Here is a 25,689-nt window from a genome sequence, read left to right on the forward strand (position 1 = left end):
TATCTATTTTTTGAAAAGGGGAAAGAGAATGAAAAAGGGAAATAAAATGAAAAAGATGATTGCTACTTCTGTACTTTCTACTGCACTATTAATTCCAGCTATTGCTCATGCAGAAGAAAACAAGACGATTCAAAATTCTACTGCTACTCCTAAAGTTGCAAGTGTAAGTAAGGCTAGCCAAGCTAAAGGATGGGTAAAACAAAATGGAAACTGGTATTACTATGATAAAAATGGTAGGAAGGTAACAGGTTGGTTATCAACTGGAGGAAAATGGTACTACTTTAGCCCTTTTGGAATTATGCAAACCGGGTGGATGCCAATACAAGATAAAAAAACCAAGAAATATACATATTACTATCTCAATGAAAGTACGGGAGCAATGCACACAGGTTGGGTGCAAATTAAAGGATCTTGGTATTTCTTTAATAATAATGGAGCAAGACAAACAGATTGGTTATTAACTGGAGAGAAATGGTATTACCTTGGACCATACGGAATAATGGAAACAGGAAAACGTTTTATAAACAATACGTATTACTACTTTGATAACGGTGGGGCAATGCAAACAGGATGGCAAAAAATCAGTAATTACTGGCACTACTTTAACAGCAATGGATCTGAACACAAAGGCTGGTTAAAGCTTGGCGGAAGCTGGTACTACCTTGATTCTTTTGGTACGATGGTAACGGGAACAAGATGGATTGATGGTAAATATTACAAATTTAATAATAATGGTGTTTGGATTGGTTAATGATAAATAGTAAGCGGGATTGATAAGGAAGACAGGTCGCATGATGTAATGCGACCTGTTTTTATGTTTTACGCTTTTAAATCATTAAATTAAAAAAATCGCCCATTCTGCTTTATCGCACCTATTTATATATGGGGTGATAAAAATGGGAACTTTCTATCATTTAATGAAAACATATAGCGAATTTCAAAGTAAAGAAGAGTTTAATACATACCAGCAGCAAATTTTAATCTGTTATCAAGCAAACATAAATAAAACAGACTTTTTAGTGATTCGTTTTTTAGGGAGATATGCGATTAATGAAAAGCAAAAAACAGTTGGAGTTGCTTGTCCGTTAATGGCAACAATTGCGACCAAAATAGGAAAAAGTATTCGTACGGTGCGTCGCTCTGTTGCCAAACTGGAGGAACTCGGGATTATTGAGCGGATTCCTACGAAAGAAAGATATAAGCGCGGGGGATATAGTGCGAACTTATATGTATTTCGTAAAGCAGCTGTTGACCGTATGGATGACCGTATGAAAATGACCGCATGTGAAAAGAGCGTACATGTAGAGGGGCGTAAGAAGGAAGAGGTGTCAGAAAAGGAGGAAACTATTCTTTTTAAAAACTTTTCTCAAGTACAAAAGAAAAGAGAAACGTATGAACTTGATGAAACATATTGTCGTCATGATATTCCAATTGCATTTGTAGATGCAATTGTTCCAATGTCGAGAAATCCACAAACGATTAATGTGCTTTGGAGTAAGGTGGAACTTGCTTATAAAAAGAGTGGTTTATTAGAACAAGGGGTATTTTTTGAGCAATTGATTACGGATGAGGAGACTTGTACGCAACTTATCTGTCGTACGAAAAGTGTGGTAAGAGCGTATAAATGTGGGGAGATTCGTAAAGATGTTAGAGCACTCTTGTATAGTACGATGCGAGCTCTATTTTTAGATGTTGGATTAGAATGGGGGGCGGCTATAAGAAGGAGCAGGAAGGTAACCTTATTTGATCCATTCAAAAAAGAGTCATGCGTATGATACATGACTCTCTTGATTAATCGAATTTTCGTACAACAGGAACACGAATCGCAACAAATAATACAAAGACAATCACTGCGGTTGCGCCGCTTTTCATAATCGTCACAATCGGAATACCAGCTGCAAGTGCGAGTGATGTGAATGCATAGGAAAGCGGGATGAAGCCCATAGATGATAGCATCAGCAAGCTCATGACGCGCCCCATCATTTCTTCTTTGACAGTAGATTGAATCATCGCCATTAACGGAACGATAGCCATGGCAATTGTAATGCCGTAAAATGCGCCTGCTAATAATGCTTGCCAAAGTGCTGTGCTGAAGTTAATGGATAAGAAGAAAACGCCAGATAACAGCATCATAATGATGCAAAACAAGCCGCGTCTACGATTAATGTTTTTAAGGCCAACAATGACAGCACCAATTGCCATTCCGCCTCCAACAGCTGCTTCTAAATAACTAAATTGAAGCGAGTCACCATGCAGTACATTTTTGATAAATAACGGGAAGCCAACTTGCATTGGTCCGATTAAAAATAGATTTAGAAAGGCGCTACAGATAAGAAATGTTGAAAGAAAAGGCGATTCCTTTACGTACAAAATGCCTTCTTTAATAGAGGTAAACATTCCTTTGTCTGTATCCGTTTTTTCTTGCAATGTAAATTGGATTTTTTGGACGAGTATAGCAGCAATAATGAGAAGCAGAATAGTAATAGTAAAAATGGTCTCATAGTTACTAAACTTGATGAGAATGCCACCGAGTACAGGTCCTAAAATTACGGATGCTTGGTTCGTCATTTGGGTAAGTGAATTCGCCTGTGTTAAACGATGTTTTTCTACAAGTTCAGGGAGAATGGAACCGTCTGCTGACCAAAAGAAGGCGTCCGCTAATCCGAAAAACAAAGCAAACAAAGCAAACGTATATAACGTTACATGACCAACGATAAACCAGATTAGAATTGTTGCGACAAGAAGTGCACGAATGATATTTGAGTAAAACATAATATTTTTTTTCGGAAATTTATCTGCGACAGCTCCGCCGACAATCATAAAGATAAGTCTTGGGACGCTAAGTGCAACAAAGACAACACCTAGTGAAGCTTCGAGATTTAATGTTTTCGCTATGTACCATGTTTGGGAAAAGGTAAAAAAAGCTAAAGCAAAGCTTGAAAATAGAGTAGCTGCCCAGAGAAATAGGAAGTTTGTATTTTGTAGTAAAGGTGTCCCGCCTTCTGTTGGAGCAGATTTGTTTTGTTGTAGTTCCTCCATATTGCTTCCTTTCTATGTAACAATTTTGAGTGGATATAAAATCCTGTTAACACTCGTTTTATACAGTTTCTAATATTTCTATACTGCACTTTTTCATTGTAGACAATAATAGCACATTTGCCCAGTGGATTTTTTAAGGCAAAAAAATAAAAAGATGCGAAAGCACCTTCTTATTATATGGTTTAGGCTAATGCAATATAGATATCAACTTGCACATTATTTGGATCCATCGCTCGTTCATCATACAATTCAAAGTCTGTTGTGAAAGCACGTTTGTTTTCTTTCGACCACTTCCAAATGTCTTGCCATGTTTCTACGATGACCTCTGATACTGGGCCTTTGCGAGTCGTAAATACCGCATATGTCTGAGCAGGTATTGTGAGAGATGTCATATTTTCAGGGATTGTGTCTAATGAAGAGACTGGCATACCGATTGTATATGTATAGGCTCCAGTTTCATCGGACTCATAGTTTGAATACAATGCTAGTGTTTCGCTTTGCTTCCTTTTGTTAGGAATTTGATCTGTTATTTGACCTTGGCAGTAGTCGGTCCATAGCTTGGGGATCTTTCCTTCAGTGGACATTTCAATTTCATTTTTTGTTGTAGCGGAGATGCCAATCGCTTGGAAAGCTTCTTTTTTAATAATCTTTGGTTGACTCATGTTTTATACTCCCCCTTTTCAAATAAGAACAAATGTTCTTATTTGATTGTACCATAATTATACAGATGAAGGGAAGAGGGAGATTTGTTTATCGAGGGGAACTTTTTTTGCTAGGGCAGAAAAAGGAGAATCCCCCACTTCAAAGCTCGTGTAGAGGGAGGTGTGCGTAGTTCAATAATTTGGAAGAAATGTTGCAGCAACAAAGTCCGCCATTCATACGATGACAAAATCGCTCGCTATTGCATTGGTACCTGACATTAGAGTAAACAGTATTGCTCCTGGTGCAGTTCATACGAGATGGTGGTCAGGTAATGAAGATAAGATGTACCAACTTGCGGGAACCTTGCCGCTTAACAGAATTTCAACACCAGAAGATAGTGCAGAAGCAGTCTTGTTTCAATTGACTCAAGAATCTATTACAGGACAAATATATACAATTGATAATAGACAGACGCTTTAAAATTATAAAGTATCTTAGCGTAATAAAATTCACCTAATGAGGTTTTTATCTATAGAATAAAGAAGCCGCAATTTCTGCTTTAGAAATTGCGGCTTTGCTATCATACTTATGGATTAAAACATACTAGAGCTATGCATTGGTTGTAGTTTTGCATTTGGATCGAAGTAAGCTTTTGCATTGTTTACTGCTGTTGGTGCTTCACCGAAGCCACATGCAATCAGCTTTACTTTTCCTTCATATGTACAAATGTCACCAGCTGCGTAAATACCAGGGATGTTCGTTTCCATTTTAGAGTTTACAACGATGCTGTTCTTTTGAATGTCTAGGCCCCAGTTTTTAATTGGACCAAGAGAAGAGACGAAGCCGTAGTTTACGATGACATCATCAACGTCAATAACAACTTTTTCTTCTGTTTTTACATGTTGCAGAACAACTTGTTCAATCTTGTCTTCACCAATTAATTCAACTGGAACATAAGGTGTTTTTACGTCTGCACGAGAGTTCGTTAAGTTTTCTACGCTGTGCTCATGAGCACGGAATTTATCACGGCGATGAACGATTGTTACTTGTTCAGCGATTGGCTCTAGCATCATTGTCCAGTCCACTGCAGAGTCACCGCCGCCAAATACAACGACGCGTTTTCCAGCGAATTTATTCATATCATCAACGAAGTAGTGTAAGTTTTTCTTTTCAAATTTCTCTACACTATCTAGTTCTAATCGGCGTGGTTGGAAGGCACCATTACCAGCTGTAATAATGACAGATTTAGAATAGTGTGTTCCTTTATTTGTTACAAGCTTAAATACGCCATCAGCTTGCTTTTCAAGTGTATCAACTGCTTCTTCTAAGCAAACAGTCGGTTCAAACTTTTTCATTTGTTCTTTTAAATTATCAACAAGTTCTTGCGCGCGTACTTTCGGGAATCCCGCTACGTCATAAATATATTTTTCAGGGTATAGTGCGGATAATTGTCCTCCAAGCTGCGGTAAGCTTTCAATAATTTTTACACTTGCCTGTCTCATTCCGCCATAAAACGCTGTGAATAATCCTGTTGGACCTCCACCGATAATCGTTATGTCGTAAACTTTTTGAATTTCTGTCACTATTTATTCCCCCTATAGATGGAATTTCGATATTGATTCCATATATTGTTCATATGTATACGGAAATCCTGCAAATAAGATTGCACTTTACAATAAAAATGATACCATATTTCAGTTTAGAATACTGCAAGAAATGACTGAATTATATGTAAGCTTTTGCATAGATAGGATGAAAATGTATAAAATATACCAAGTAGGAAAATACATGAAAAAAAGGCTGAAAAACCCTTGAAAACGCTATGTTATTTTAAAATATTGATAATTCTCTAGGTGCTTGAATTCTGAAATAAAACCGACTAATATAGGAAAGTATTATGTTAATTTTTTATGACAAATTTCGTAAGATTTTTTGAACACGTTTTGTTATGGTTAAGAATGTGAGGAATTCCACATTCTTGACAAAATAAGTGTTTAATACTTTGGTCTTATGCTTATTTACTATTATATAAAGAAAAGGGTTGTGATTTAGTGAAAACTCCAAAAATCGTAGTTTTGGGTGCAGGTTATGGTGGGATGATTACGACTGTTCGTCTACAAAAAACATTATCTGTAAGTGAAGCTGAAATTACGTTAGTAAACAACAACAGCTATCACTACCAAGCAACTTGGTTACATGAAAGTGCAGCTGGCACATTACATCATGATAAAATCCGTCTCGACATTCAAGACGTTATTGATACAAATAAAGTAAACTTTGTACAAGATACAGTTGTAGAAATTAAAGCAGCTGAAAAACGCGTTATCTTAAAAAATGCTGAGTTAGAGTATGATTATTTAGTAATTGGTCTTGGGTTCGAGTCTGAAACATTTGGCATTAAAGGACTGAAAGAGCATGCATTCTCTATTACTAACATTAATGCCACTCGCCAAATTCGTGATCATATGGAATACAAGTTCTCTCAATATGCGACTGAAAAGCGCGCTGAGTTAGTGACAATCGTTGTTGGTGGTGCAGGATTTACAGGTATCGAGTATGTAGGTGAGCTTGCAAACCGTATTCCTGAACTTTGCAAAGAGTATGATGTTCCACGTGAAAAAGCACGTATTATCTGTGTGGAAGCTGCTCCGTCGGCACTTCCTGGCTTCGATCCAGAATTAGTTGAGTACGCTGTAAAACAGTTAGAGAAAAAAGGTGTAGAATTCCGTATCGGCACGGCAATTAAAGAAGCAACTGAAGAAGGTATTCTAGTTGCGAACGGTGACGACGTAGAATTACTTAAATCTGAAACGGTTGTTTGGGCTGCGGGTGTTCGTGGTAATGGTATTGTGGAAGAGTCTGGTTTTGAAGCAATGCGCGGACGTATTAAAGTTGATGAGTATATGCACGCTCCAGGCCATGAAGATGTATTCATGGTTGGTGACGCAGCGTTAATTATTAATGAAGAGATTAACCGTCCATATCCTCCAACAGCACAAATTGCAATTCAACAAGGTTACAACATCGCACATAACTTATCCGTGTTAATTCGCGGTAAAGGCGAAATGAAAAAATTCGTGTTCGATAACAAAGGATCTGTATGTTCATTAGGACATGACGATGCAATGGGCGTTGTTATGGGTAAAAAGTTAACGGGATGGAAAGCTTCCTTCATGAAGAAAGTAATCGACAACCGTTACTTATTCTTACTTGGTGGACCTTTATTAGTTCTTAAAAAAGGTAAATTGAAGTTCTTTTAATATATAAATACAAATAGTAGAAAAAAGCAGAAACGGCTATGAGTCGTTTCTGCTTTTTTCATGTAATACAAGTTTTTCTTAAAGTTCTGTTTCAACGAACATTCAGTGTATAAGTGGACATTTTGTTTGATCGAAAAGCAACAAAAAACCAAATTATATTTGTGAGTGATACCGCCGAGCAAAAAATGATGACTCCTAAGACGGAAGAAAGGCTATAGTCATTTACGCGCATTATAATAAATACGGATGCAAGTATCACAAGATTTATGAATAGTCCCATACCGCAAAGAACTGCCATGATGAATCTCATTACCTTTATTCCTGCTATATAAAGAAGGAGAGGTACGACATAAAATACTAAAATCTCGCCGATTGATGTCCACATCCCTAAAGAGTTAAATTTATTTGCATTAGATCCTAAATCTGAGAGTGGAGAAAGGGAAGCTGAGACTAATACAGAGCAGAAGAGTAATGCAGAAACTAAGGTTACGAATACAATACCGGATTTCTTTGATTGATTTCTCATAATTTTTCACACTCCTTTCTCAATGATTATTTGCGGAGCAGCATCCAAAGAAGAACTTTGAAGAAATTCAAGGTGTTTTTTACAAAGAATTCCTACCCTATATTCTCATTATATCAAATATATGGAAAATGAGTTAACTCCATAAGGAATAAGGAAGATTATATTATTCTTACTGAAAAATATAGTATAATACATAGAAAAGAATGAATATTCTGTTGTTTCAGCTGAAAGGAGTTTTACATCATGGGGAAGCGTGGGAATGTTTGGCTAGCTGTAAGTGGACTTGTAGCCACAAAAGATGGTCGCTGGCTCTTCGTTAAGAAAAAATACGGAGGCTTAAAAGGGAAATGGTCATTGCCCGCTGGTTTCGTAAATGAGGGCGAAACAATTGACCAAGCTGTTAAGCGTGAAATTTTAGAAGAGACAGGTATTGTTGCACATGTAAAAGGAGTGATTGGCATTCGTTCTGGTGTCATACGTGATGAGATTAGTGATAATATGATTATTTTTCTACTGGAACCAGAAGGAGAAAAAGTTATTGTTCAAGAAGATGAGCTGTTTGAAGTAGCGTTTTTAAATCCTAACGATATTGCAGACGATCAAAATACTTCTATATTAGTTCGATATTTATTAGAAGGGAATACGGCACAGCTTCTTGAGATGGATGCAACATTAAATCCAGGAGATCAATTTGGATATACATCTTATCATGTATTTACGGCAGGGGATAAGAAATAGAAGGAGTGGGGAAACATGAGTATTCCAGTATTACTAATTTCAATGATGCTGTTTTTTATTTTATTTTTTGGAATTGGATTTTTACTCAATATGATTTTACGTGCTACTTGGGTGATGGTTATCATTTATCCGATTGTTTGTATACTGATCATTAATAAAGCAGGTGTCTGGGATTACTTTTCAAAACCGAAAGAAACATTTTCTTCATTTGGAACAAGTGTCTCGCATCTTGGACAAGCCGATCTTTTTATTTTATCAACTGGATTAATCGGGGCAATTTTGTCTGGTGTTGTGATAAAGAAACTACGTCAAAGCGGGTATCAAATGTTTTAATCTCCAGTTTTCTGGGGATTATTTTTTTGCATATTTCTACATCATATGGGGAATGACTAACGATGAAGGAGTGTGGAATATTAAAATGTTAAAACGATATGGTATTCGCATTATGATGACTTGTTTACTTGTAGCAGCATTATGTGTGACATGGCAAGCGTTCACAGGAGTCTCTCTACTAGAGGTTGTAAAAACATATCAAGAAGGCAATGTAAAAGAAGTACATGCAGCAGAAAGAGGGCAACAAGTTGTTCCGAGTAAAGAAGTGATAAATGCTTTAGAACAGGGAAAAGACTGGTCTAAATATCGTGTAATGGAAATGACAGCAACTGGTTATACGTCAGGGATAGAATCAACCGGTAAAAGACCTGGGCATCCGGAGTATGGCATTACATATTCAGGTGTGAAGGCAAAAAGGGATATATATTCTACAATCGCAGCTGACTTACGTGTGTTTCCGATTGGGACCATTCTTTTTGTACCAGGCTATGGATATGGTGTGGTAGCAGATAAAGGCGGAGCCATAAAAGGAAATAGACTCGATTTATATTATGAAACTGTTCAGGATGTATATAGTGAGTGGGGCAAGAAAAAAGTAAATGTATATGTAGTGAAAATGGGGAACGGTAAGTTAACAGAAGAACAGTTAACGATGCTCAATCAAGATGAAACGCTGCAAGTATTCCGCGGTCAATATTTGAAACAGAAATAGTCTAGTGAGATTGACACTAGACTTTTTTATTTGTCTTCATTCACAATATAAGAAAAACGAGGTGCGGAAGTGGAAGACTATCCTTTGGCGTATTATGAGTTTTTCGTGAAATATAATGAAGAAGATTATTATACGTGCCATGATTTACTCGAAGAAATGTGGCTAGAAGAGCGGAGCAATTTATTTTTAAAAGGCTTATTACAGATGGTAGTTGCTCAGTATCATTACAGCTATGGAAATGTAAAAGGAGCGCGGCTTATGTTGGAAGTGGCGGAGCAATATTTGAGGCCGTACTGCCCTTTGTATTGGAATTTAGATGTGAACGAAGTCGTGGTATTTATTCAAAGTTGCCGGAAAATCATACCTGAAAAGGTAGAGAAAGTCCCATATGAACAAATACATAATTTACCGTCATTACCGGAGCACATTCTATATATGAAGTGAAAGAGAAGTTAGAATTATCGCATTTTAGGGAAAATGCAGTTATAATGACAATAGAGAAATCTAGGGGGGCTGAACATGTTTCAAGTACAAAAAGAATTAGCAAGCCATGAAGCAGTAATCGTTGCTTTATTTGAAGAAGAGAAAACGAGCGGCTTTGTACAAGAATTGGACAAAGCATTTGAAGGACAATTACAAGTTTTATTAGAAGAGAAAGAGCTTAGTGCAAAGAAAAAATCCATTTCCAAACTACATAGCTTAGGAAAAACAAATGTAAAACGCTACTATTTTGTCGGTCTTGGCAAAAAAGAAGCATACTCAACAGAAACATTACGTACTTCACTTAGTAAAGCATTTAAAACATTAAAAGCTGACAAAGTAAAAGATGCAGCAATTTTACTTGATTCTTTCGTAACTGATAAGTTAGACGCAATTGATGTTGCGCATATTGCCAATGAAGTATCTTGCCTTGGTACATATGATTTACAAACATATAAAACGGACAAAAAAGAAAGTGTAGAGTTAGAAAACTTTACGGTTATTACAGCAGAAGATGCAAAAGAAATCGAAGCTGCATTAACAGTAGGGTATGTGCATGGACGTGCGACAAATTCAGCTCGTACACTTGTAAATATGCCGCCAAACGTATTAACAGCAACAAAACTTGCAGAGTATGCAGTTGAATTAGCTGAGAAATATGATATGGATTATAAAGTACTTGAGAAAGAAGAGATGGAAGAGCTTGGTATGGGTGCATTACTTGCAGTAAACCAAGGTTCTACAGAGCCACCAAAAATGATTGCTCTTATTTATAAAGGAAAAGAAGAGTGGACGGATGTTATCGGATTTGTAGGAAAAGGGATTACATATGATACAGGGGGCTACTCTTTAAAACCACGTGAAGGTATGGTTGGCATGAAAGGTGATATGGGCGGCGCTGCAGCTGTTCTTGGGGCAATGGAAATTATAGGAGAACTTCGCCCAGAACAAAACGTAGTTGCTGTTATCCCATCAACAGATAATGTTGTGAGCGGTACAGCATTTAAGCCAGATGATGTGATTACATCTATGAGCGGTAAAACAATTGAAGTATTAAATACAGATGCAGAAGGCCGTCTAGCATTAGCTGATGGTATTACGTATGCGAAGAAACTTGGTGCAAACTATCTTGTTGATATTGCAACGTTAACAGGCGGTGTCATTGTAGCGCTTGGAAACCATACAACGGGTGCAATGACAAACAATGAAACATTGTTTGAACAAGTGCTAGAAGCATCGATGGAAACAGATGAGCCGATTTGGCAATTACCGATTTTCGAGCGCGATAAAGAGCGTGTTCGTAACAGTAAATTCGCAGATTTAAATAACTCACCAGGCCGTGAAGGTCATGCGGTAATGGCGGGAACATTCCTTGGTGAGTTTGCAGAAGAAACGCCATGGGTACATTTAGATATCGCTGGAACTTCTGATACAACGAGTGCACATGATTTGGGGCCAGCAGGAGCAACAGGTGCAATGGTTCGTACACTTGCAACACTGGTTGACCGTTTTGGAGAAGAATAAGAGGTTTTTGAAAAGGCAGCGGATTACGCTGCCTTTTCTTATAAAGAAATGGTATATAACGTTCCGTTTAACGCAAAAGATGTGCGGCCTGTTTCTTCAGAGACAACTAATATGAGTGCATCGCTTTTTTCGGATAAACCTATTGCAGCTCGGTGGCGTGTTCCAAGTTTTGAATCAATCTCTATATTTTTTGTTAGAGGGAGAATGTTCGCCGCTGAAACAATATGATTACTTCTAATGAGAATAGCTCCGTCATGAAGAGGATTTCCTGGATAAAAGATAGATTCCAGTAGTGGAACGGTTAAATAAGCTTCAAGTCTTGTTCCAGTTTGAATAAGGGAATCAAGTGAATCATTTCTTTCTACAACAATTAACGCACCATGTTTCCTATCACCTAAATGATGAATTGCTGTTGTAAGGGGAGCATAACCTGATGTAAATGGTGATAAATATGCCTTTAAATAATAAGAAGCTGCTAGGGTTTGAACATTGCTTAGTAGATGATGAATTTCTTCCATTTTACATAAAATGCACTCACCGTCTTGTTCAATCGTTTGTTTCATGCTCCGTAATTCCGCTTCTACAACCTCAATCATTTGTTTCGTTTTTATTTTTAATTCGTCTGATAATCCCCATTCTTCCATTTTTCTCACCTTTTTGTTTGAATTATATAGCATTAGTGTGTGCAAATCACAATAGTAAAATCCTGCTATACTTTAAAATATATTGAGATACTTGTCGTTTTTTTCATATAATGTAGTTATGACATGCGAGAGGAGATAAGAAAATGGATTGGAAACAAGAATATAGTCGCTGGCTTTCCTATGTAAACTTAGATGCAGAACTAAAAGAACAGCTAGAAAATATGAAGCAGGATGAAAAGAAAATAGAAGATAGCTTCTATAAAAACTTAGAATTCGGTACAGGTGGTATGCGCGGAGAACTTGGTGCTGGTACGAACCGTTTAAACGTATATACAGTTCGGAAAGCAACAAAAGGATTGGCGCACTTTATTGAAAAATTAGGTGAAGAAGCGAAGAAACGTGGCGTTGTTGTCGCGTATGATTCTCGTCATAAATCACCTGAATTTGCAATGGAAGTAGCAGCTACCCTTGGTGCGCATGGCATTACAACATATGTATTTGAAAGTTTACGCCCAACGCCAGTACTTTCTTTCGCAGTGCGTTATTTACATACAGTAAGTGGAATCGTTCTTACGGCAAGTCATAATCCACCTGAATATAACGGTTATAAAGTATATGGAGAAGATGGTGGACAATTGCCTCCGAAAGAAGCAGACGAATTAATTAGCTACGTAAATGAAGTAGAAGATGAATTAACAGTAGAAGTTGCTGATGTGGAACAATTGAAAGCGGATGGCTTATTACATATCATTGGACAAGAAGTAGATGATGCATATTTAGAACAGTTAAAAACAGTCATCATCAATAAAGAAATGGTACAAGAAGTTGGAAAAAATTTAAAAATCGTCTTTACACCACTACATGGAACATCCAATATTCCAGCGCGTCGTGGTTTAGAAGCAGTTGGATTTACAGACGTAACAGTTGTAAAAGAACAGGAGTTACCAGATCCAAACTTTTCAACAGTAAAATCACCAAACCCAGAAGAGCACGCAGCGTTTGAACTTGCGATTCGTGACGGAGAAAAAGTGGGAGCGGATGTGCTAATCGCAACAGATCCAGATGCAGATCGTCTTGGCGTAGCTGTTCGTAATCACGCTGGTGAGTATCAAGTGTTAACAGGAAACCAAACGGGTGCGTTAATGCTTGATTACTTATTATCACAAAAGAAACAAAACGGTACACTTCCAGAAAACGGTGTTGTGTTAAAAACAATCGTAACTTCTGAAATTGGTCGTACAATTGCGAAAGCGTATGGCTTAGATACAGTAGATACATTAACTGGGTTTAAATTTATCGGTGAGAAGATTAAGCAGTATGAAGAAAGTGGACAATATGAATTTCAATTTGGCTATGAAGAAAGTTATGGTTATTTAATTCGTCCATTCTGCCGTGATAAAGATGCAGTACAATCTGTTTTATTTGCATGTGAAGTTGCAGCATATTATAAATCACAAGGCAAAACGTTATACAATGGTTTATTAGAAGTGTTTGCGAAATACGGTTTCTTCCGTGAAGACCTTGTATCGTTAACGCTAAAAGGAAAAGATGGTGCAGAGAAAATTCAAGAGATGATGGCATCATTCCGTGAAAATCCACCAAAAGAAGTGGCTGGCTTAACAGTGAATTCTGTAGAAGATTATAAAGCAAGCATCATTACATCACTAATAGATGGAAATAAGGAAGAAATTCACTTACCGAAATCAAATGTGTTAAAATATCAATTAGCGGATGGTTCTTGGTTCTGCCTACGTCCATCTGGAACAGAGCCAAAAATCAAGTTTTATTTTGGTGTGAAAGATGATTCCTTACAAAATAGTGAACAAAAGTTACTTGCTATTAAAGAAGATATCATGAATCGTTTATAATGAGATAGAGTGTTACTTCCATTAATGGAGGAAGAAAGAGGAGAACGTAGAACGGCCTCCTCTTTTCTTGCATATGGAAAAAATTCGCTTGCTGAAGGTGGATGAAAGGTTCACTTTATAGAAAATAGAGAATTACACCATACAATAAGAAAAGGTACTGGACGATTAGAACAGAAAAGAGGGTATTTGTTATGAAAAAAGTGAGAAAAGCGATTATTCCCGCTGCGGGATTAGGAACGCGTTTTTTACCGGCAACAAAAGCGATGCCGAAAGAAATGCTTCCAATTGTAGATAAGCCAACGATTCAATACATTGTAGAAGAAGCTGTGGCATCTGGAATTGAAGATATTATTATCGTTACTGGTAAAGGAAAGCGCTCTATTGAAGATCATTTCGATAATGCGTTCGAATTAGAACAAAACTTATTAGAGAAGAAAAAATATGAGTTACTTGAAAAAGTACAAGCTTCTTCTAAAATGGTTGATATTCATTATATCCGTCAAAAAGAGCCAAAAGGATTAGGGCATGCGGTTTGGTGTGCACGTAAGTTTATTGGTGATGAACCATTCGCTGTTTTATTAGGTGATGATATTGTTCAAGCTGAAAAACCATGTTTACGTCAATTAATTGACGAATATGATAAAACACTTTCTTCTGTTATTGGTGTGCAAACAGTTCCAGAAGCAGAAACACATCGTTATGGAATTATTGATCCACTAGAACAAGAAGGTCGTCGTTATCAAGTTCGAAAGTTTGTTGAGAAGCCAGCGCAAGGTACAGCTCCTTCAAACTTAGCGATTATGGGACGCTACATCTTAACACCTGAAATCTTTATGTTCTTAGAAAACCAGAATGTTGGTGCAGGTGGTGAAATTCAATTAACAGATGCAATCCAAAGTTTAAATGAAATTCAACGTGTATTTGCTTATGACTTTGAAGGAAAGCGTTACGATGTTGGGGAAAAACTAGGCTTTGTTCAAACGACAATTGAAATGGCACTTCAGCATGAAGAATTAAGAGATGACATGCTTGTTATGATGAAGGGAATTTTAGAAGAACAAATGAAACAAGAGTCTTAATACAAAAAGGAGCTACTTTAAGTAGCTCCTTTTTCGTTATTATAGTCTCGAATGAGAATGCTGATAAGCAGAACGACGTACAGCATAATATATGCGAGGTGAGATGATAGCACCGATAATTGTAAAGAGCATATCTTTAACCGCGAACCACATCATAATTGTCCAAGCCGCTTTGTAACTCATATTTCCGCCCATCCAGAAGTTTACAGCTGCATACATATAAGTAGTACCAATGATATAGGTTAAAATAATTCCTGTAAAAGACGCGATTGCAAAGGTACTGAATTGTGGTTTTTCTCTTTGTTCTACTAGTTTTCCTGATACGTAAGCAACGATAATGAATGCGATAATAAAACCACCAGTAGGATCTAAAAGTGCGCCAAATCCAGCTTTGAACTGCGCGAAAATTGGTGCTCCTGCAATACCAACAAGCATATAAACAGTCATAGATAAGGCCCCAAGTCTGCTTCCAAGAAGAAGACCTGCTAAAATTGCGAAAAATGGTTGCATGGAAAGTGGAATACCAGCCACTTGTAAAAACGGTGCCCAGGATACGATATTCGCACCAATCGCCATGAGCGCAACAAACATGGCAGCTAGTGCTAAATCTAAAGCACGTAATTGTCTCATATTGTTAACCTCCAGTTGTTATTTGGTTAACAATATAGTAGCGAATCCATTTATCCGTTGTCAATTAAAATGTTTTGGTAGTTAGGCTTTAGTGCTTCTCTAAGTAAAGTGTATGGAATGCGAAATTGTGGAATACCGCTTGAGTAAGGAGCTATTTCATATAATGAGAAATAGATGACAAGATGATCGGGTTCCAAATAATAGTTAAATTTCTTTGTACTCATGACTTTTTCAGTTGCATCTGGAAAATAGATACTTTCATTTTGCTTAATTTGTCTAACGATTTCTGTGCGGATGATATCTTGATACGTACTGTCTTTTTGAAATAAGTCGTCCAAATTAAGTAATCTTTTTTCATTTAAATCAAATGTATTCGCCTTCCATGTATATAGTCCGTGTGCTCCGCCTGTATACTGATAATAATTTACATAGAGACTGAGTAAGGGAGATTTTTGCAATGTTACTTTATAGTCAACATTTGCAACATATGGATGAAAAGGAGCATTTGATTCCTGAGCCTCTGTATAATATTTTTTTGCTTCTTTCGCTAATGTTGTTTTAAAACGATCAGTAGTTGTTTTATAGTATGTATTCAACTTTTTTTGAAATTTTGCATCGTAAAAATTACTAAAATAAGGTCTGCTAATTTGATATTCAAGATAAGGTTTCTTACCTTTTTGTGTGACAGGCTTAATATCGATTGTCAGGTTAGAAGGGTGGGCTGCATTCGTATAATTTGGTACAATAATGAGCAAGGAGACTAAGAGTAATAGAATATAGAATTTGTTTTTCATGTAGATAGAACCTCCTTATATAAGTGCTATAGGTAGTTTGAAAATAAATAGGGAAAATTATACATTTTTAAACAAGGAAAAGGAGGAAGTAGTATGTCGAAAACATTAATGGATGCACTTGGGATTGAGCTGTTAGAAATGACAGAAGAAAAAGTAGTAGCAACTATGCCAGTAGATGGACGCACACATCAACCATTTGGTTTTTTACATGGTGGCGCATCAGTTGCATTAGCAGAAACTGTAGCGAGCGTAGGCTCCTATAATTTAATTGATCAAGAAAAGTGTATTTGTTTTGGTCTTGAAATAAATGCGAATCATATTCGCGCGAAACGCGATGGAATCGTAACAGCAATCGGTACGCCGATTCATAAAGGACAAACAACAATGGTTTGGGATGTGCGCATCATTGATGAAAATGATGATTTACTTTGCATTTCAAGATGTACAGTTGCAATTAAAGAGAAGCGTGAGCAATAAAAGAGGCTGCCCAGAGGCAGCCTTTCTATCATTAGAACTGGATTTTCTTCTCTAAGAAGCCTTTTAGTTCGCTAATTGGCATACGAACTTGCTCCATTGTGTCACGGTCACGTACTGTAACTGCTTTGTCTTCAACTGAGTCGAAGTCATAAGTGATACAGAATGGTGTACCGATTTCGTCTTGACGACGGTAACGTTTACCGATAGAACCAGTTTCGTCAAAGTCTACCACGAAGTCTTTTGCTAGTTCTGCGAACACTTCCCCAGCGCCTTCAGATAGCTTTTTAGATAGTGGTAAGATTGCTGCTTTGTATGGTGCTAAAGCAGGGTGGAAACGAAGAACTGTACGAGAGTCGTTTTCTAATTGTTCCTCTTCGTATGCATCACATAAGAATGCTAATGTTACGCGGTCTGCGCCAAGAGATGGCTCGATGCAGTATGGTACGTAACGTTCGTTCGTTTGTGGATCGATATAGTTAAAGTCCTCGTTAGAATGTTCCATGTGACGTTTTAAGTCGAAGTCTGTACGAGATGCAACGCCCCAAAGTTCGCCCCAGCCGAATGGGAATTTAAATTCGATATCTGTTGTTGCGTTACTGTAGTGAGATAACTCTTCCTCACCGTGGTCACGAAGACGCATGCTTTCTTCGTGCATACCAAGTGATAGTAACCAGTTTTTACAAGTGTTACGCCAGAATGTGAACCACTCTAAATCTTCACCAGGTTTACAGAAGAATTCAAGCTCCATTTGTTCGAATTCACGTGTACGGAATGTGAAGTTACCAGGTGTAATTTCGTTACGGAAACTTTTACCGATTTGGCCAATACCAAATGGAAGTTTTTTACGCATAGAGCGTTGTACGTTTTTGAAGTTTACGAAAATACCTTGTGCTGTTTCAGGGCGAAGGAAGATTTCGTTTGTGCTAGATTCTGTAACACCTTGGAATGTTTTAAACATTAAGTTGAACTGACGGATTTCAGTGAAGTCTTCGCTACCGCAATCTGGGCATTTTACTTCATGTTCTTTCATTAATCCAGCCATTTGATCGAAAGTAAGACCATCAACGATCATTTCGATGCCTTTTGCATCTAAAGCATCTTCAATTAATTTATCAGCACGATGACGCGCTTTACATTTTTTACAGTCAATCATTGGATCGTTAAAGTTACCAACATGACCAGAAGCTACCCAAGTTTTTGGGTTCATTAAAATCGCTGCGTCTAAACCAACGTTGTATGGAGATTCTTGAATGAATTTTTTCCACCAAGCTTTTTTAACGTTATTTTTTAATTCGATACCAAGTGGACCGTAATCCCAAGTGTTTGCAAGACCACCATAAATTTCAGAACCAGGGAAAACAAAACCGCGATGCTTCGCTAAGTTTACAACTTGTTCCATTGAATACATAATAAAATCCTCCTTTTAAAAGTTAACGTATTGGCGATGACTGGATGTACTTGTTGAATGGCAATTTCTCAAGCAAGCCGCTTGCGCCTTGAAATACAAAAAAGCTCGTCTCTAGGCATTTTTGCCTAGGGACGAGCTTGTATACCCGCGGTTCCACCCTAGTTGATGTGTGCGTAAACACACAACCACTTTATCACGTATTGCTCGAGACTGCCGTTTCCTTGCTTTTTCAGGCTTTCACTATCCCTGAATCGCTTTTTGTGCAAGTACTTATAAGTCTGTCATCGCTACTATATTTTATAATAATGACCATATTCTATCATGTTCCTTTTTAAATCACAATAGAGGAACGATTGTATCTGTATAAATACAAATTGAAAAAAGGATAGAAAACCTTTCTTTTTTAGATGGGAGAGAGCGTCCGCCCATGGCTAGAAGCGGACAGTGACTTTTTTAGCCCCATACCAAGTGAAAACAAAAGGAGAAAATAAGTGGATATCTTCTTTTGTTTTCATGGCAGGGACTGCTATGTTGGAAAATCAAGATGGATATATATGATAGAGTTTCGCCTATTTTACTATTCTTTATCATTTTAACCGAGAAGACCCCCTTCCTCTAAATGAAGTGAAGGTGGGGGTAGTTCAATCTGAAGAGGTGCTCATAGTAGAGCGAATATGTTTAATTGCTTCACGTTTGCTTAGAGGAGCAAGTTCATGATTTTGAACATATTCCCATACAACCTCTGGGCTTGTTTTTGCGTATTCACGAAGTACCCAGCCGATTGCTTTTTGGATGAAAAATTCTTTTGAAGATTTGAGTTGTCCAATGATTGAGAAGAGAAGTTTTTCATCCATTTGTTCTTTATATTTTAGTTGAAATAAGATTGCGGAGCGCTGTAACCATATATTTTCTGAAGCAATCCATTTCGGGATGTATGTTTGAATGGCTTCTGGATGTTTCAAAAAAATGCTTCCTAGGGAAGTAGGAACAATGCCATCAACGGAATCCCACCATGATTTCGTTATAATGAGTTCTTCTAAGAACGGGATGTGAGTTTTATCGAGATGCTTTTTATATTTCTGTAATAGATCGAGAGCGGCGGCTTGGAATTCGCGTTCTGGTAAATCCCAAAGTCCACGGATGACGGTTTGAAAGTCCTCTTTGTCTGGAAGTTTATGTACTTGTATGACTTCACGTAATAGCTTTCTTCTTTCCGGTGTTTGAATACCGAGAAATGGGAAATGATTTTTCATATAACGAGCCATTGGTTCTGCTTTTTCATGATTTTGATGTGCGATAAACTGTTGCTGTAAGGCTTTTACAAATGGGTGCATAAAATTGTTCTCCTTTCATGGTCTTTGTTCATATTATATAAAGAAGTGATATGAAATGGATATAAGAAATCCGATGACAGTAGAAAGGAGAGGGAGCGATGGAAGATCAAAGTATATTAGCGGGTTTTTTTGCTCTTAGTTTTGTTGCTATTGTTATTATTTTAATCTGGGCATTTATTGCGTATTTGTTAACTGCATTTGCACTCTATACAATGGCAAAAAATGATGGTGCTGAAGATGGCATTCTTGCTTTTATTCCATTTTTAAATAGTAAAGTATGGGGGGATTTGGCAAGGGAGAAGTTACCTGACTTTTTGAAAGAAGGGGCTGGATGGAAAGTATTCGGTATATACGTTGCTTGTTTTATTTTGAACTTCATTCCAATCATAAGCCTTTTAGCAAGTGTTGTAGTACTTGTTCTGTCGATTTACTTAGTATACGCCATTTTGGATCGTTATGGTACGAACGCAATATTATTTACAGTCATCCATGTGATAACATGTTCTATTTTTCTTCCGATTCACTTGTTTTTGATTCGAAATGAGCCAACGAAATATTAGAATTTATTATGAATAATCATGTTGCATATTGTCGAACGGTCGATATGTTGTTTCGAACCGCCGATATATGATGGAAAATAGAAAGGGAAAAGGCTATCGCATCTAGCGATAGCCTTTTTTGGATAGTGATTCTAAGCGAGCCACTTCCGCTTTTTATGAAATCCAGCTCCAGTGGCTAGAATGTTCGGTGGCTTCGCTTCTTCCGCCGAGGCAAAGAGCGCCTCGGCGGAAGAAGTTCCATCCCCTTCATATTCTAAGCGAACCACTCCCGCTTTTTATACCTACATTAAGTAACGCAGATAAATATAAATGTGAGAAACAATTAATGAAACGATCATAATTGGGAAACCAACTTTTAAGAAGTCCACGTAGCTAAATCGGTGTCCTTCACGGCTTGCGATTCCAGCAACGATTACGTTAGCGGAAGCACCGATTAATGTTCCGTTTCCACCTAGACAGGCTCCTAATGCTAATGACCACCATAATACATCGATTTGTGCATCAGAAGGTGATAGACCAAGACCGACTGCCATATCGTTAATAAGTGGAATCATTGTTGCAACGAACGGAATGTTATCGATTGTTGCTGAAGCAATGCCGGATACCCATAAAATAAGGATGGATGCGTAAGAAACATCTCCACCTGTTAAACCGATTACTTTTTGGGCTAACATTTTGATAAGTCCGATATCAATAAGTCCACCAACGAGTACGAATAGACCGGCAAAGAAGAAAATTGTAATCCACTCTACGTGAGCGAATACTTCTTCAATTTCATGCTCTTTTACACCGATTAGCATAAGTACAGTAGCACCTGTTAATGCGATTACTGCGGCGTCAATGTGGAAAATAGAATGAGTCATAAAACCGAGGATTGTAAGTCCAAGTACAGTTAAAGATTTTTTCATTAGTACAGCATCTTTAATGTATTGTTTTTCGTCTAAGCTCATTAGTTTTTTAATTTGTATAGGGTCAGCAATTAACTGCTTGCGGTACATAAAGTAAATCATTGTCGCGGTAACAGCGATAATAATTAGTACGATTGGGGCTAAGTTGAATAAGAAAGCATTAAAATCTAAATGCTTGTTTGCAGAACCAATCATAATGTTTGGTGGGTCACCAATTAATGTTGCAGTTCCCCCAATATTTGAAAAAATAATTTCGGAAAGTAAATATGGAACAGGATTTACTTGTAAAATACGCGTAATAGATAAAGTAACGGGAACAACAAGAAGTACAGTTGTTACGTTATCTAGAAATGCGGAACCGAGCGCGGTAAGCAAAGAAAGAGAAATTAAGATTTTAATTGGATTTCCTTGTGCTTGTTTAGCGGCTTTAATTGCAACATATTGGAATACGCCTGATTTACTTGTAATGTTTACTAATATCATCATACCGATCAGTAGCGTGATGGTTCCCCATTCAATATGTTTTGTAAAAGCGTTGTGCAAGTCGACGACACCAAAGATGACCATAAGTGCTGCACCGAGAAGTGCGATAACAGCACGGTTAATTTTTTCTGAAATGATAATGGCATATGTAATTAGAAAGACTGCGATTGCAAAGTAATATTGCCAGTTAGCGATTTCTTGCGTTGTTTCGTGCAAAAATTCCATCTCCTTTCGGGTAACTTTTCTTAGTGTGTCATAAATTTCTGGAAGAAACACACTTAAAGCCATTATAAAGTAGAAAAATGTCGGATGTAAATGAAAGGGTTTGTTTTGTCATATTTTCTGTACAAATGAATTTTTCTTCTTTTTAAAAATATTTGTGGTTATTTGACATATACATAAGATACATCAATCTGAATGTATCTTATGTAATAGCATTCGAGCCTGTTCGTGTAGGAGTACAAAGTAGACAGAATGATAAGGAAGGGATCGTATGGATGGACAACAATTTTTATTTTTGGATTTTGAGTTCACGATGCCTCAAAATAGGAAGAAACCAAAGGGGTTTTTTCCAGAAATTATTGAGGTAGGACTCGTATCAGTTGTTGATTGTGTAGTGGAAGATACGTATTCATCGTATGTACGACCGGAAACTTTTTCATGCTTAACAGAGCGGTGTAAAAAATTTTTAGGAATTAATCAGGAAGCGGTAGACGGAGGAATTTCTTTTTTGGAACTTGTCGAGAAACTTGTACAATATGAAAAACGTTGTCAAACAACAATTGTAACGTGGGGCAATATGGATATGAAAGTATTGAAGCATAATTGTGAGGCCATAGGTGCCGAGTTTCCTTTTTCGGGGCAATGCCGAGATTTATCACTCGAGTATAAACGTTTCTTTGGCGAACGGAATCAAACTGGATTATGGAAAGCGATTGAAGCGTATGGGAAAGTAGGAACAGGAAAGCATCATTGCGCGCTTGATGATGCGATAACGACCTATAATATTTTTAAACTGGTTGAAAAGGATAAAGAATATTTAGTAAAGCCATCTCCCCCGACTTTAGGTGAGCTCATCGATTTTTCAAAGGTGTTAAAGAAAGTGAGTACACAATAGCGACCAAATTACAAACTGTGTAATTTGGTCGTTTTGTTTTTTTACAGCTTGTAATCTTGTTTTAACTGCTGGAGTGCCTGCAAACTACGCCTCGCAAACGGACCATCATCTTCTGAGAATTCATTCATTTGTGCTTCTAGTGCGGATTGTAAGGATTCTTTATAATCCGGAATATCGCCCTCGTATTTTTTCACCATTTGCTGCGGGATATTTGTTTGCTCCCTGAATGCTAAAGCGCGTCTTTCATGGAAAAATGGAACATCCGCTTGTTTTACATTATGTAAATCACCTTGCGTCGGATGTTTTAAAACAGCTAACACTTTCACAACGTAACTTCCAGGACGGCTGTTTGTAATTTCACCGATATACTTTCCTGTTTTATAGATACCAGTAACGATATCACCAATTTGGAATGTTTCGCTCATATTTTTCACCTCAATTTTATAGTAAGGAAAGTGGGGAATAGAGTCAAAGAAATCATTTGCTGGAGAATGATTTTGAGAAGTTAGGTGTGCTTGTGATCAGAGAAATGTTATAATTCGAAATGATATAACAGAAAATTCTGAGGAATCGAAAGGATGAAGGTATGTATCGTTTGCTTCGATGAATTCACAGGTATAGATGTATTTTTGCCGTGGGATTTACTGAATAGAGTAAACTCGATTGGAAGAATAAAAAATTGGGACGTTAAACTTGTAGGGAGGAGTGATCTTCATGATGCCTTTATATTTTCCAGAAGATAAAACAGAATATATTATTCCAGGGATTGTTTGTGTTTTATTTATAATCGGTGCGATTGCAACATGGCGCATGTTTATTCGCGTATCAAAGAGAGAGGCGGAACGTTTGGAGAAAGTGGAGCGAAAGCTGTTAGCGGAAAAGAAACACTAATTCGTTTTTGTATGTTTCCCTCTATGCTCGGACAATCTAAGGGCAGAATGTATTCTGGAGGGAATTGTGATGAAAAAGCAGCTTTTATTCGGGTGTTGTTTGCTGTTTCTTATGGCAGGTTGTGATAAAGGAAATCCGAAAGAAATCGATGTGAAATTATATAATGCTTCTGGTGATAAAGTTGGAACAGCAAAAGTGAAGCAGCAAACAAGTGGTGTGAAAATATCCATTAAGGCAGAAGGATTTTCGCCAGGTGTACATGGATTACATATTCATGAAATTGGAGAGTGTAAAGCACCACGTTTTATATCAGCTGGTAATCATTTTAATTTAGAGAAGAAAAAGAAACATGGACTTATGAATCCAAAAGGTGCAGAGAATGGTGATTTGCCGAATGTTATTGCGGATGATACAGGAAAGATTAAGGCGGAGATTGAAGCGCCTAATGTATCACTTCAAGAAGGGAAAACAACGCTGCATCGAAAAGATGGTGCGTCTATCATTATTACGGAAAAGCCTGATGATGGTATGACGCAACCTGCTGGAAATTCAGGGAATCGAATTGCTTGTGGCGTCATTGTAGAAAAGGCAGCCGCTAAGAAAAAGTAGAAGCTACCTTTGAAAGGGTAGCTTTTTTCAGTTAATTATGAAAATGCACACTTAAGTCTATGTAGTATTTCTTCAAGTTGTCTTCTTGAACAGCCGATGTTAATCCGAATATGTTGTTCTCCACCTGCTCCGTATTTTTCACCTGGTTCAACGATAATTTTCCCGTTTTCTTCAAGCTGTTTTGTTCGTTCTTTTTGAGATAGGTCAAGGCGAGAACAGTCGACCCATAGTAAAAAAGTACCTTCTGATTGAATAACGGAAAGGGTAGGGATATGCTGCTTGATAAATTCACAAGCAAATCGGGCATTTTCTTCTATATATAAACGCATTTCTGCTAGCCAATCGGTACACTCTGTATAGGCGCTTTGCATTGCTACATAAGCAAATGTATTTAACCCATGAAAGCCTTGACGGTGTTGCACAGCTGTAAAGGCATTTCGAAGTTTTTTGTCAGGAATAATAATAATAGATGCCTGTAAGCCTGCGATATTAAATGTTTTACTTGGCGCCATGCAAGTGATTGTACGCGCTGCTAATTGTTTTGACAATGAAGCAAATGGCGTGTGTGTATGACCTGAGAAAATAAGGTCTGCATGAATTTCATCTGAGATAACGGTTACATTATATTGTTCACATAGCGTGCCGAGTTTTGTAAGCTCGTCTTTTGTCCAAACGCGACCAACCGGATTGTGTGGACTACAAAGAAACATAAGTTTTACACCTTGCTGAAACTGTGTTTCCAAATGTTCAAAATCCATTGTGTATGTGCCGCCCTGTAAAAGTAATGGACTTTCCCATACATGACGGTTATTTTTTGTGACCATGTCAAAGAATGGGGGATAAATAGGTGGTTGTACAAGTACGGTATCATTTTCAGTTGTGAAAGCCTGTACACTAGTGCTAAGAGCAGGAACGATACCTGAACTAAATACAATCCATTCTTCTTTTATATCCCAATTGTATGCACTTTTTGTCCAACGACAAATAATATCTGTTATTTCTTCAGGTGGCATTGTATATCCGAAAATAGGATGCCCAAGGCGTTTTTGCAGTGCAGATTGAATTGGCTGTGGAATAGGGAAATCCATATCTGCAATCCATGCGTGTAACAATTCTTCATTCTTATATGTATCCCACTTTACACTATGTGTTCCCCGGCGGTTTACAGTTTTATGAAATTGCTGCATCTTTTTTGCTCCCTTCTACTTGAATCTATAATTTTGTGAAAGTTCCTCCCTTCTTCTAGAATAGCTGATGTGATACGATAAAGAAAAGAGTGAAAAATAGGAAAAGGCGGGAAGTAGATGGGCGCATATGAAAAGATGGTGGAAATGGTGAAGAATTGGGATCCTTTTCAAATGGGACCGGAATTTTATGAAACAGAAGCAAGCGATGTTGTGTACGTGGTAAGTGCGTTTGACGATCCGAAATATATTGCAAAAAAAATACAGCATATTTATTTTATGTCGTTTGAAGAAGTACCAGCTATTGAAAAATGCGAGAAATTAGCACAGGAATTACTCGTATTAAAAGAAGGCGGAAGTTGTTCATTGTAGGCTGTCGGAAGTTCCGACAGCTTTTTTAGTAGGAAGTTTATCCCGCATTAACTGGCAGTAGCACTCCCACCTCAAAA

Annotated in this window: 28 protein-coding genes and 2 pseudogenes; 18 read left to right on the plus strand and 12 right to left on the minus strand. The window is 37.4% G+C overall.

The window, feature by feature from the left end:
- Positions 1-28: 28 nt before the first annotated feature.
- Positions 29-751: an N-acetylmuramoyl-L-alanine amidase family protein gene (locus tag C564_RS0126685; protein ID WP_026008721.1), complete on the plus strand. Its 723-nt coding sequence runs from the start codon at positions 29-31 to the stop codon at positions 749-751.
- Between the two features lie 145 nt (positions 752-896).
- Positions 897-1,775 carry a helix-turn-helix domain-containing protein gene (locus C564_RS0126690; protein ID WP_018767481.1) on the plus strand — a complete coding sequence of 293 codons (879 nt, stop codon included), beginning with the start codon at positions 897-899 and terminating at the stop codon, positions 1,773-1,775.
- A gap of 16 nt (positions 1,776-1,791) precedes the next feature.
- Here C564_RS0126690 and C564_RS0126695 read toward each other — a convergent pair whose 3' ends face one another.
- Together C564_RS0126695 and C564_RS0126700 are read right to left on the minus strand one after the other, a co-directional pair.
- A complete protein-coding gene (locus C564_RS0126695) occupies positions 1,792-3,039 on the minus strand; it encodes an MFS transporter (RefSeq protein ID WP_018767482.1) in 1,248 nt (415 codons plus the stop codon).
- 182 nt (positions 3,040-3,221) lie between these two features.
- Complete coding sequence (locus C564_RS0126700; RefSeq protein ID WP_003201568.1) at positions 3,222-3,701, minus strand: GyrI-like domain-containing protein; 480 nt, start codon at positions 3,699-3,701, stop codon at positions 3,222-3,224.
- Between the two features lie 193 nt (positions 3,702-3,894).
- Here C564_RS0126700 and C564_RS0126705 point away from each other — a divergent pair.
- A pseudogene (locus C564_RS0126705) lies at positions 3,895-4,161 on the plus strand (SDR family NAD(P)-dependent oxidoreductase); the annotation flags it as partial.
- A gap of 113 nt (positions 4,162-4,274) precedes the next feature.
- On the opposite strand, the gene C564_RS0126710 reads toward C564_RS0126705, so the two are convergent.
- Positions 4,275-5,264, minus strand: a complete 990-nt coding sequence (locus C564_RS0126710; RefSeq protein WP_018767483.1) for an NAD(P)/FAD-dependent oxidoreductase — start codon at positions 5,262-5,264, stop codon at positions 4,275-4,277.
- A gap of 468 nt (positions 5,265-5,732) precedes the next feature.
- Here C564_RS0126710 and C564_RS0126715 point away from each other — a divergent pair, with 468 nt between their 5' ends.
- Entirely contained in the window at positions 5,733-6,941 is a 1,209-nt protein-coding gene (locus C564_RS0126715) for an NAD(P)/FAD-dependent oxidoreductase (RefSeq protein WP_018767484.1), read from the plus strand.
- Positions 6,942-7,032: 91 nt separating this feature from the next.
- Here the strand turns inward: C564_RS0126715 and C564_RS0126720 are convergent, their stop codons facing one another.
- Positions 7,033-7,467, minus strand: a complete 435-nt coding sequence (locus tag C564_RS0126720) for a DUF5391 family protein (protein WP_018767485.1) — start codon at positions 7,465-7,467, stop codon at positions 7,033-7,035.
- 243 nt (positions 7,468-7,710) lie between these two features.
- On the opposite strand from C564_RS0126720, the gene C564_RS0126725 reads away from it, so the two are divergent.
- The 5 genes from C564_RS0126725 (at position 7,711) to C564_RS0126745 (ending at position 11,254) form a co-directional block, all read left to right on the plus strand.
- Entirely contained in the window at positions 7,711-8,205 is a 495-nt protein-coding gene (locus tag C564_RS0126725; RefSeq protein WP_003201575.1) for an NUDIX domain-containing protein, read from the plus strand.
- A 15-nt stretch (positions 8,206-8,220) separates the two neighbouring features.
- Positions 8,221-8,538, plus strand: a complete 318-nt coding sequence (locus tag C564_RS0126730) for a YuiB family protein (RefSeq protein ID WP_006096380.1) — start codon at positions 8,221-8,223, stop codon at positions 8,536-8,538.
- 85 nt (positions 8,539-8,623) lie between these two features.
- A complete protein-coding gene (locus tag C564_RS0126735; protein ID WP_018767486.1) occupies positions 8,624-9,250 on the plus strand; it encodes a 3D domain-containing protein in 627 nt (208 codons plus the stop codon).
- 69 nt (positions 9,251-9,319) lie between these two features.
- Positions 9,320-9,694 (plus strand): DUF309 domain-containing protein, encoded by a 375-nt coding sequence (locus C564_RS0126740; RefSeq protein WP_018767487.1) that lies wholly within the window; start codon positions 9,320-9,322, stop codon positions 9,692-9,694.
- Between the two features lie 75 nt (positions 9,695-9,769).
- Positions 9,770-11,254 (plus strand): leucyl aminopeptidase, encoded by a 1,485-nt coding sequence (locus tag C564_RS0126745; protein ID WP_006096377.1) that lies wholly within the window; start codon positions 9,770-9,772, stop codon positions 11,252-11,254.
- A gap of 38 nt (positions 11,255-11,292) precedes the next feature.
- On the opposite strand, the gene cdaS is transcribed toward C564_RS0126745, so the two are convergent.
- On the minus strand, positions 11,293-11,898 hold the full coding sequence (cdaS, locus tag C564_RS0126750; RefSeq protein WP_018767488.1) for a sporulation-specific diadenylate cyclase CdaS: 606 nt from the start codon (positions 11,896-11,898) through the stop codon (positions 11,293-11,295).
- Between the two features lie 143 nt (positions 11,899-12,041).
- Here cdaS and C564_RS0126755 point away from each other — a divergent pair, with 143 nt between their 5' ends.
- Together C564_RS0126755 and galU are read left to right on the plus strand one after the other, a co-directional pair.
- Entirely contained in the window at positions 12,042-13,766 is a 1,725-nt protein-coding gene (locus tag C564_RS0126755) for a phospho-sugar mutase (RefSeq protein ID WP_018767489.1), read from the plus strand.
- A gap of 191 nt (positions 13,767-13,957) precedes the next feature.
- A complete protein-coding gene (galU, locus tag C564_RS0126765) occupies positions 13,958-14,845 on the plus strand; it encodes a UTP--glucose-1-phosphate uridylyltransferase GalU (RefSeq protein ID WP_018767491.1) in 888 nt (295 codons plus the stop codon).
- Positions 14,846-14,884: 39 nt separating this feature from the next.
- On the opposite strand, the gene C564_RS0126770 is transcribed toward galU, so the two are convergent.
- Together C564_RS0126770 and C564_RS0126775 are read right to left on the minus strand one after the other, a co-directional pair.
- Positions 14,885-15,475 carry a biotin transporter BioY gene (locus tag C564_RS0126770; protein ID WP_018767492.1) on the minus strand — a complete coding sequence of 197 codons (591 nt, stop codon included), beginning with the start codon at positions 15,473-15,475 and terminating at the stop codon, positions 14,885-14,887.
- Positions 15,476-15,525: 50 nt separating this feature from the next.
- Positions 15,526-16,269: a DUF3298 and DUF4163 domain-containing protein gene (locus tag C564_RS0126775; protein WP_018767493.1), complete on the minus strand. Its 744-nt coding sequence runs from the start codon at positions 16,267-16,269 to the stop codon at positions 15,526-15,528.
- A 93-nt stretch (positions 16,270-16,362) separates the two neighbouring features.
- On the opposite strand from C564_RS0126775, the gene C564_RS0126780 reads away from it, so the two are divergent.
- Entirely contained in the window at positions 16,363-16,746 is a 384-nt protein-coding gene (locus C564_RS0126780; protein WP_006096373.1) for a hotdog fold thioesterase, read from the plus strand.
- A gap of 31 nt (positions 16,747-16,777) precedes the next feature.
- Here the strand turns inward: C564_RS0126780 and C564_RS0126785 are convergent, their stop codons facing one another.
- Together C564_RS0126785 and C564_RS0126795 are read right to left on the minus strand one after the other, a co-directional pair.
- On the minus strand, positions 16,778-18,154 hold the full coding sequence (locus C564_RS0126785) for a glycine--tRNA ligase (protein ID WP_006096372.1): 1,377 nt from the start codon (positions 18,152-18,154) through the stop codon (positions 16,778-16,780).
- A 641-nt stretch (positions 18,155-18,795) separates the two neighbouring features.
- A complete protein-coding gene (locus tag C564_RS0126795) occupies positions 18,796-19,488 on the minus strand; it encodes a DNA alkylation repair protein (RefSeq protein ID WP_018767494.1) in 693 nt (230 codons plus the stop codon).
- A gap of 98 nt (positions 19,489-19,586) precedes the next feature.
- Here C564_RS0126795 and C564_RS0126800 point away from each other — a divergent pair, with 98 nt between their 5' ends.
- Positions 19,587-20,048, plus strand: a complete 462-nt coding sequence (locus C564_RS0126800; RefSeq protein WP_018767495.1) for a hypothetical protein — start codon at positions 19,587-19,589, stop codon at positions 20,046-20,048.
- Between the two features lie 281 nt (positions 20,049-20,329).
- Here C564_RS0126800 and C564_RS0126810 read toward each other — a convergent pair whose 3' ends face one another.
- Positions 20,330-21,655, minus strand: coding sequence for an ArsB/NhaD family transporter (locus tag C564_RS0126810; protein ID WP_018767497.1), 1,326 nt, complete (start codon positions 21,653-21,655; stop codon positions 20,330-20,332).
- A 277-nt stretch (positions 21,656-21,932) separates the two neighbouring features.
- On the opposite strand from C564_RS0126810, the gene kapD reads away from it, so the two are divergent.
- Entirely contained in the window at positions 21,933-22,556 is a 624-nt protein-coding gene (gene kapD, locus C564_RS0126815) for a 3'-5' exonuclease KapD (RefSeq protein ID WP_003201608.1), read from the plus strand.
- 41 nt (positions 22,557-22,597) lie between these two features.
- On the opposite strand, the gene C564_RS0126820 is transcribed toward kapD, so the two are convergent.
- Positions 22,598-22,981 (minus strand): kinase-associated lipoprotein B, encoded by a 384-nt coding sequence (locus C564_RS0126820; RefSeq protein WP_018767498.1) that lies wholly within the window; start codon positions 22,979-22,981, stop codon positions 22,598-22,600.
- Positions 22,982-23,134: 153 nt separating this feature from the next.
- On the opposite strand from C564_RS0126820, the pseudogene C564_RS35495 reads away from it, so the two are divergent.
- The 3 genes and pseudogenes from C564_RS35495 to C564_RS0126830 all read left to right on the plus strand — a co-directional run.
- Positions 23,135-23,272, plus strand: a pseudogene (locus tag C564_RS35495) (ThiJ/PfpI family protein); the annotation flags it as partial.
- Positions 23,271-23,447 carry a hypothetical protein gene (locus tag C564_RS37010; RefSeq protein WP_003201612.1) on the plus strand — a complete coding sequence of 59 codons (177 nt, stop codon included), beginning with the start codon at positions 23,271-23,273 and terminating at the stop codon, positions 23,445-23,447. The pseudogene C564_RS35495 and the gene C564_RS37010, both read left to right, overlap by 2 nt.
- 69 nt (positions 23,448-23,516) lie before the next feature.
- Positions 23,517-24,056 (plus strand): superoxide dismutase family protein, encoded by a 540-nt coding sequence (locus C564_RS0126830; RefSeq protein WP_018767499.1) that lies wholly within the window; start codon positions 23,517-23,519, stop codon positions 24,054-24,056.
- 35 nt (positions 24,057-24,091) lie between these two features.
- Here C564_RS0126830 and C564_RS0126835 read toward each other — a convergent pair whose 3' ends face one another.
- On the minus strand, positions 24,092-25,243 hold the full coding sequence (locus C564_RS0126835) for a MalY/PatB family protein (protein WP_018767500.1): 1,152 nt from the start codon (positions 25,241-25,243) through the stop codon (positions 24,092-24,094).
- 117 nt (positions 25,244-25,360) lie between these two features.
- On the opposite strand from C564_RS0126835, the gene C564_RS0126840 reads away from it, so the two are divergent.
- Complete coding sequence (locus C564_RS0126840; protein WP_003201618.1) at positions 25,361-25,612, plus strand: DUF1871 family protein; 252 nt, start codon at positions 25,361-25,363, stop codon at positions 25,610-25,612.
- Positions 25,613-25,689: the final 77 nt, after the last annotated feature.

It is taken from the genome of Bacillus sp. 105MF (assembly GCF_000374885.1).
In the GTDB taxonomy this organism is placed as follows: domain Bacteria; phylum Bacillota; class Bacilli; order Bacillales; family Bacillaceae_G; genus Bacillus_A; species Bacillus_A pseudomycoides.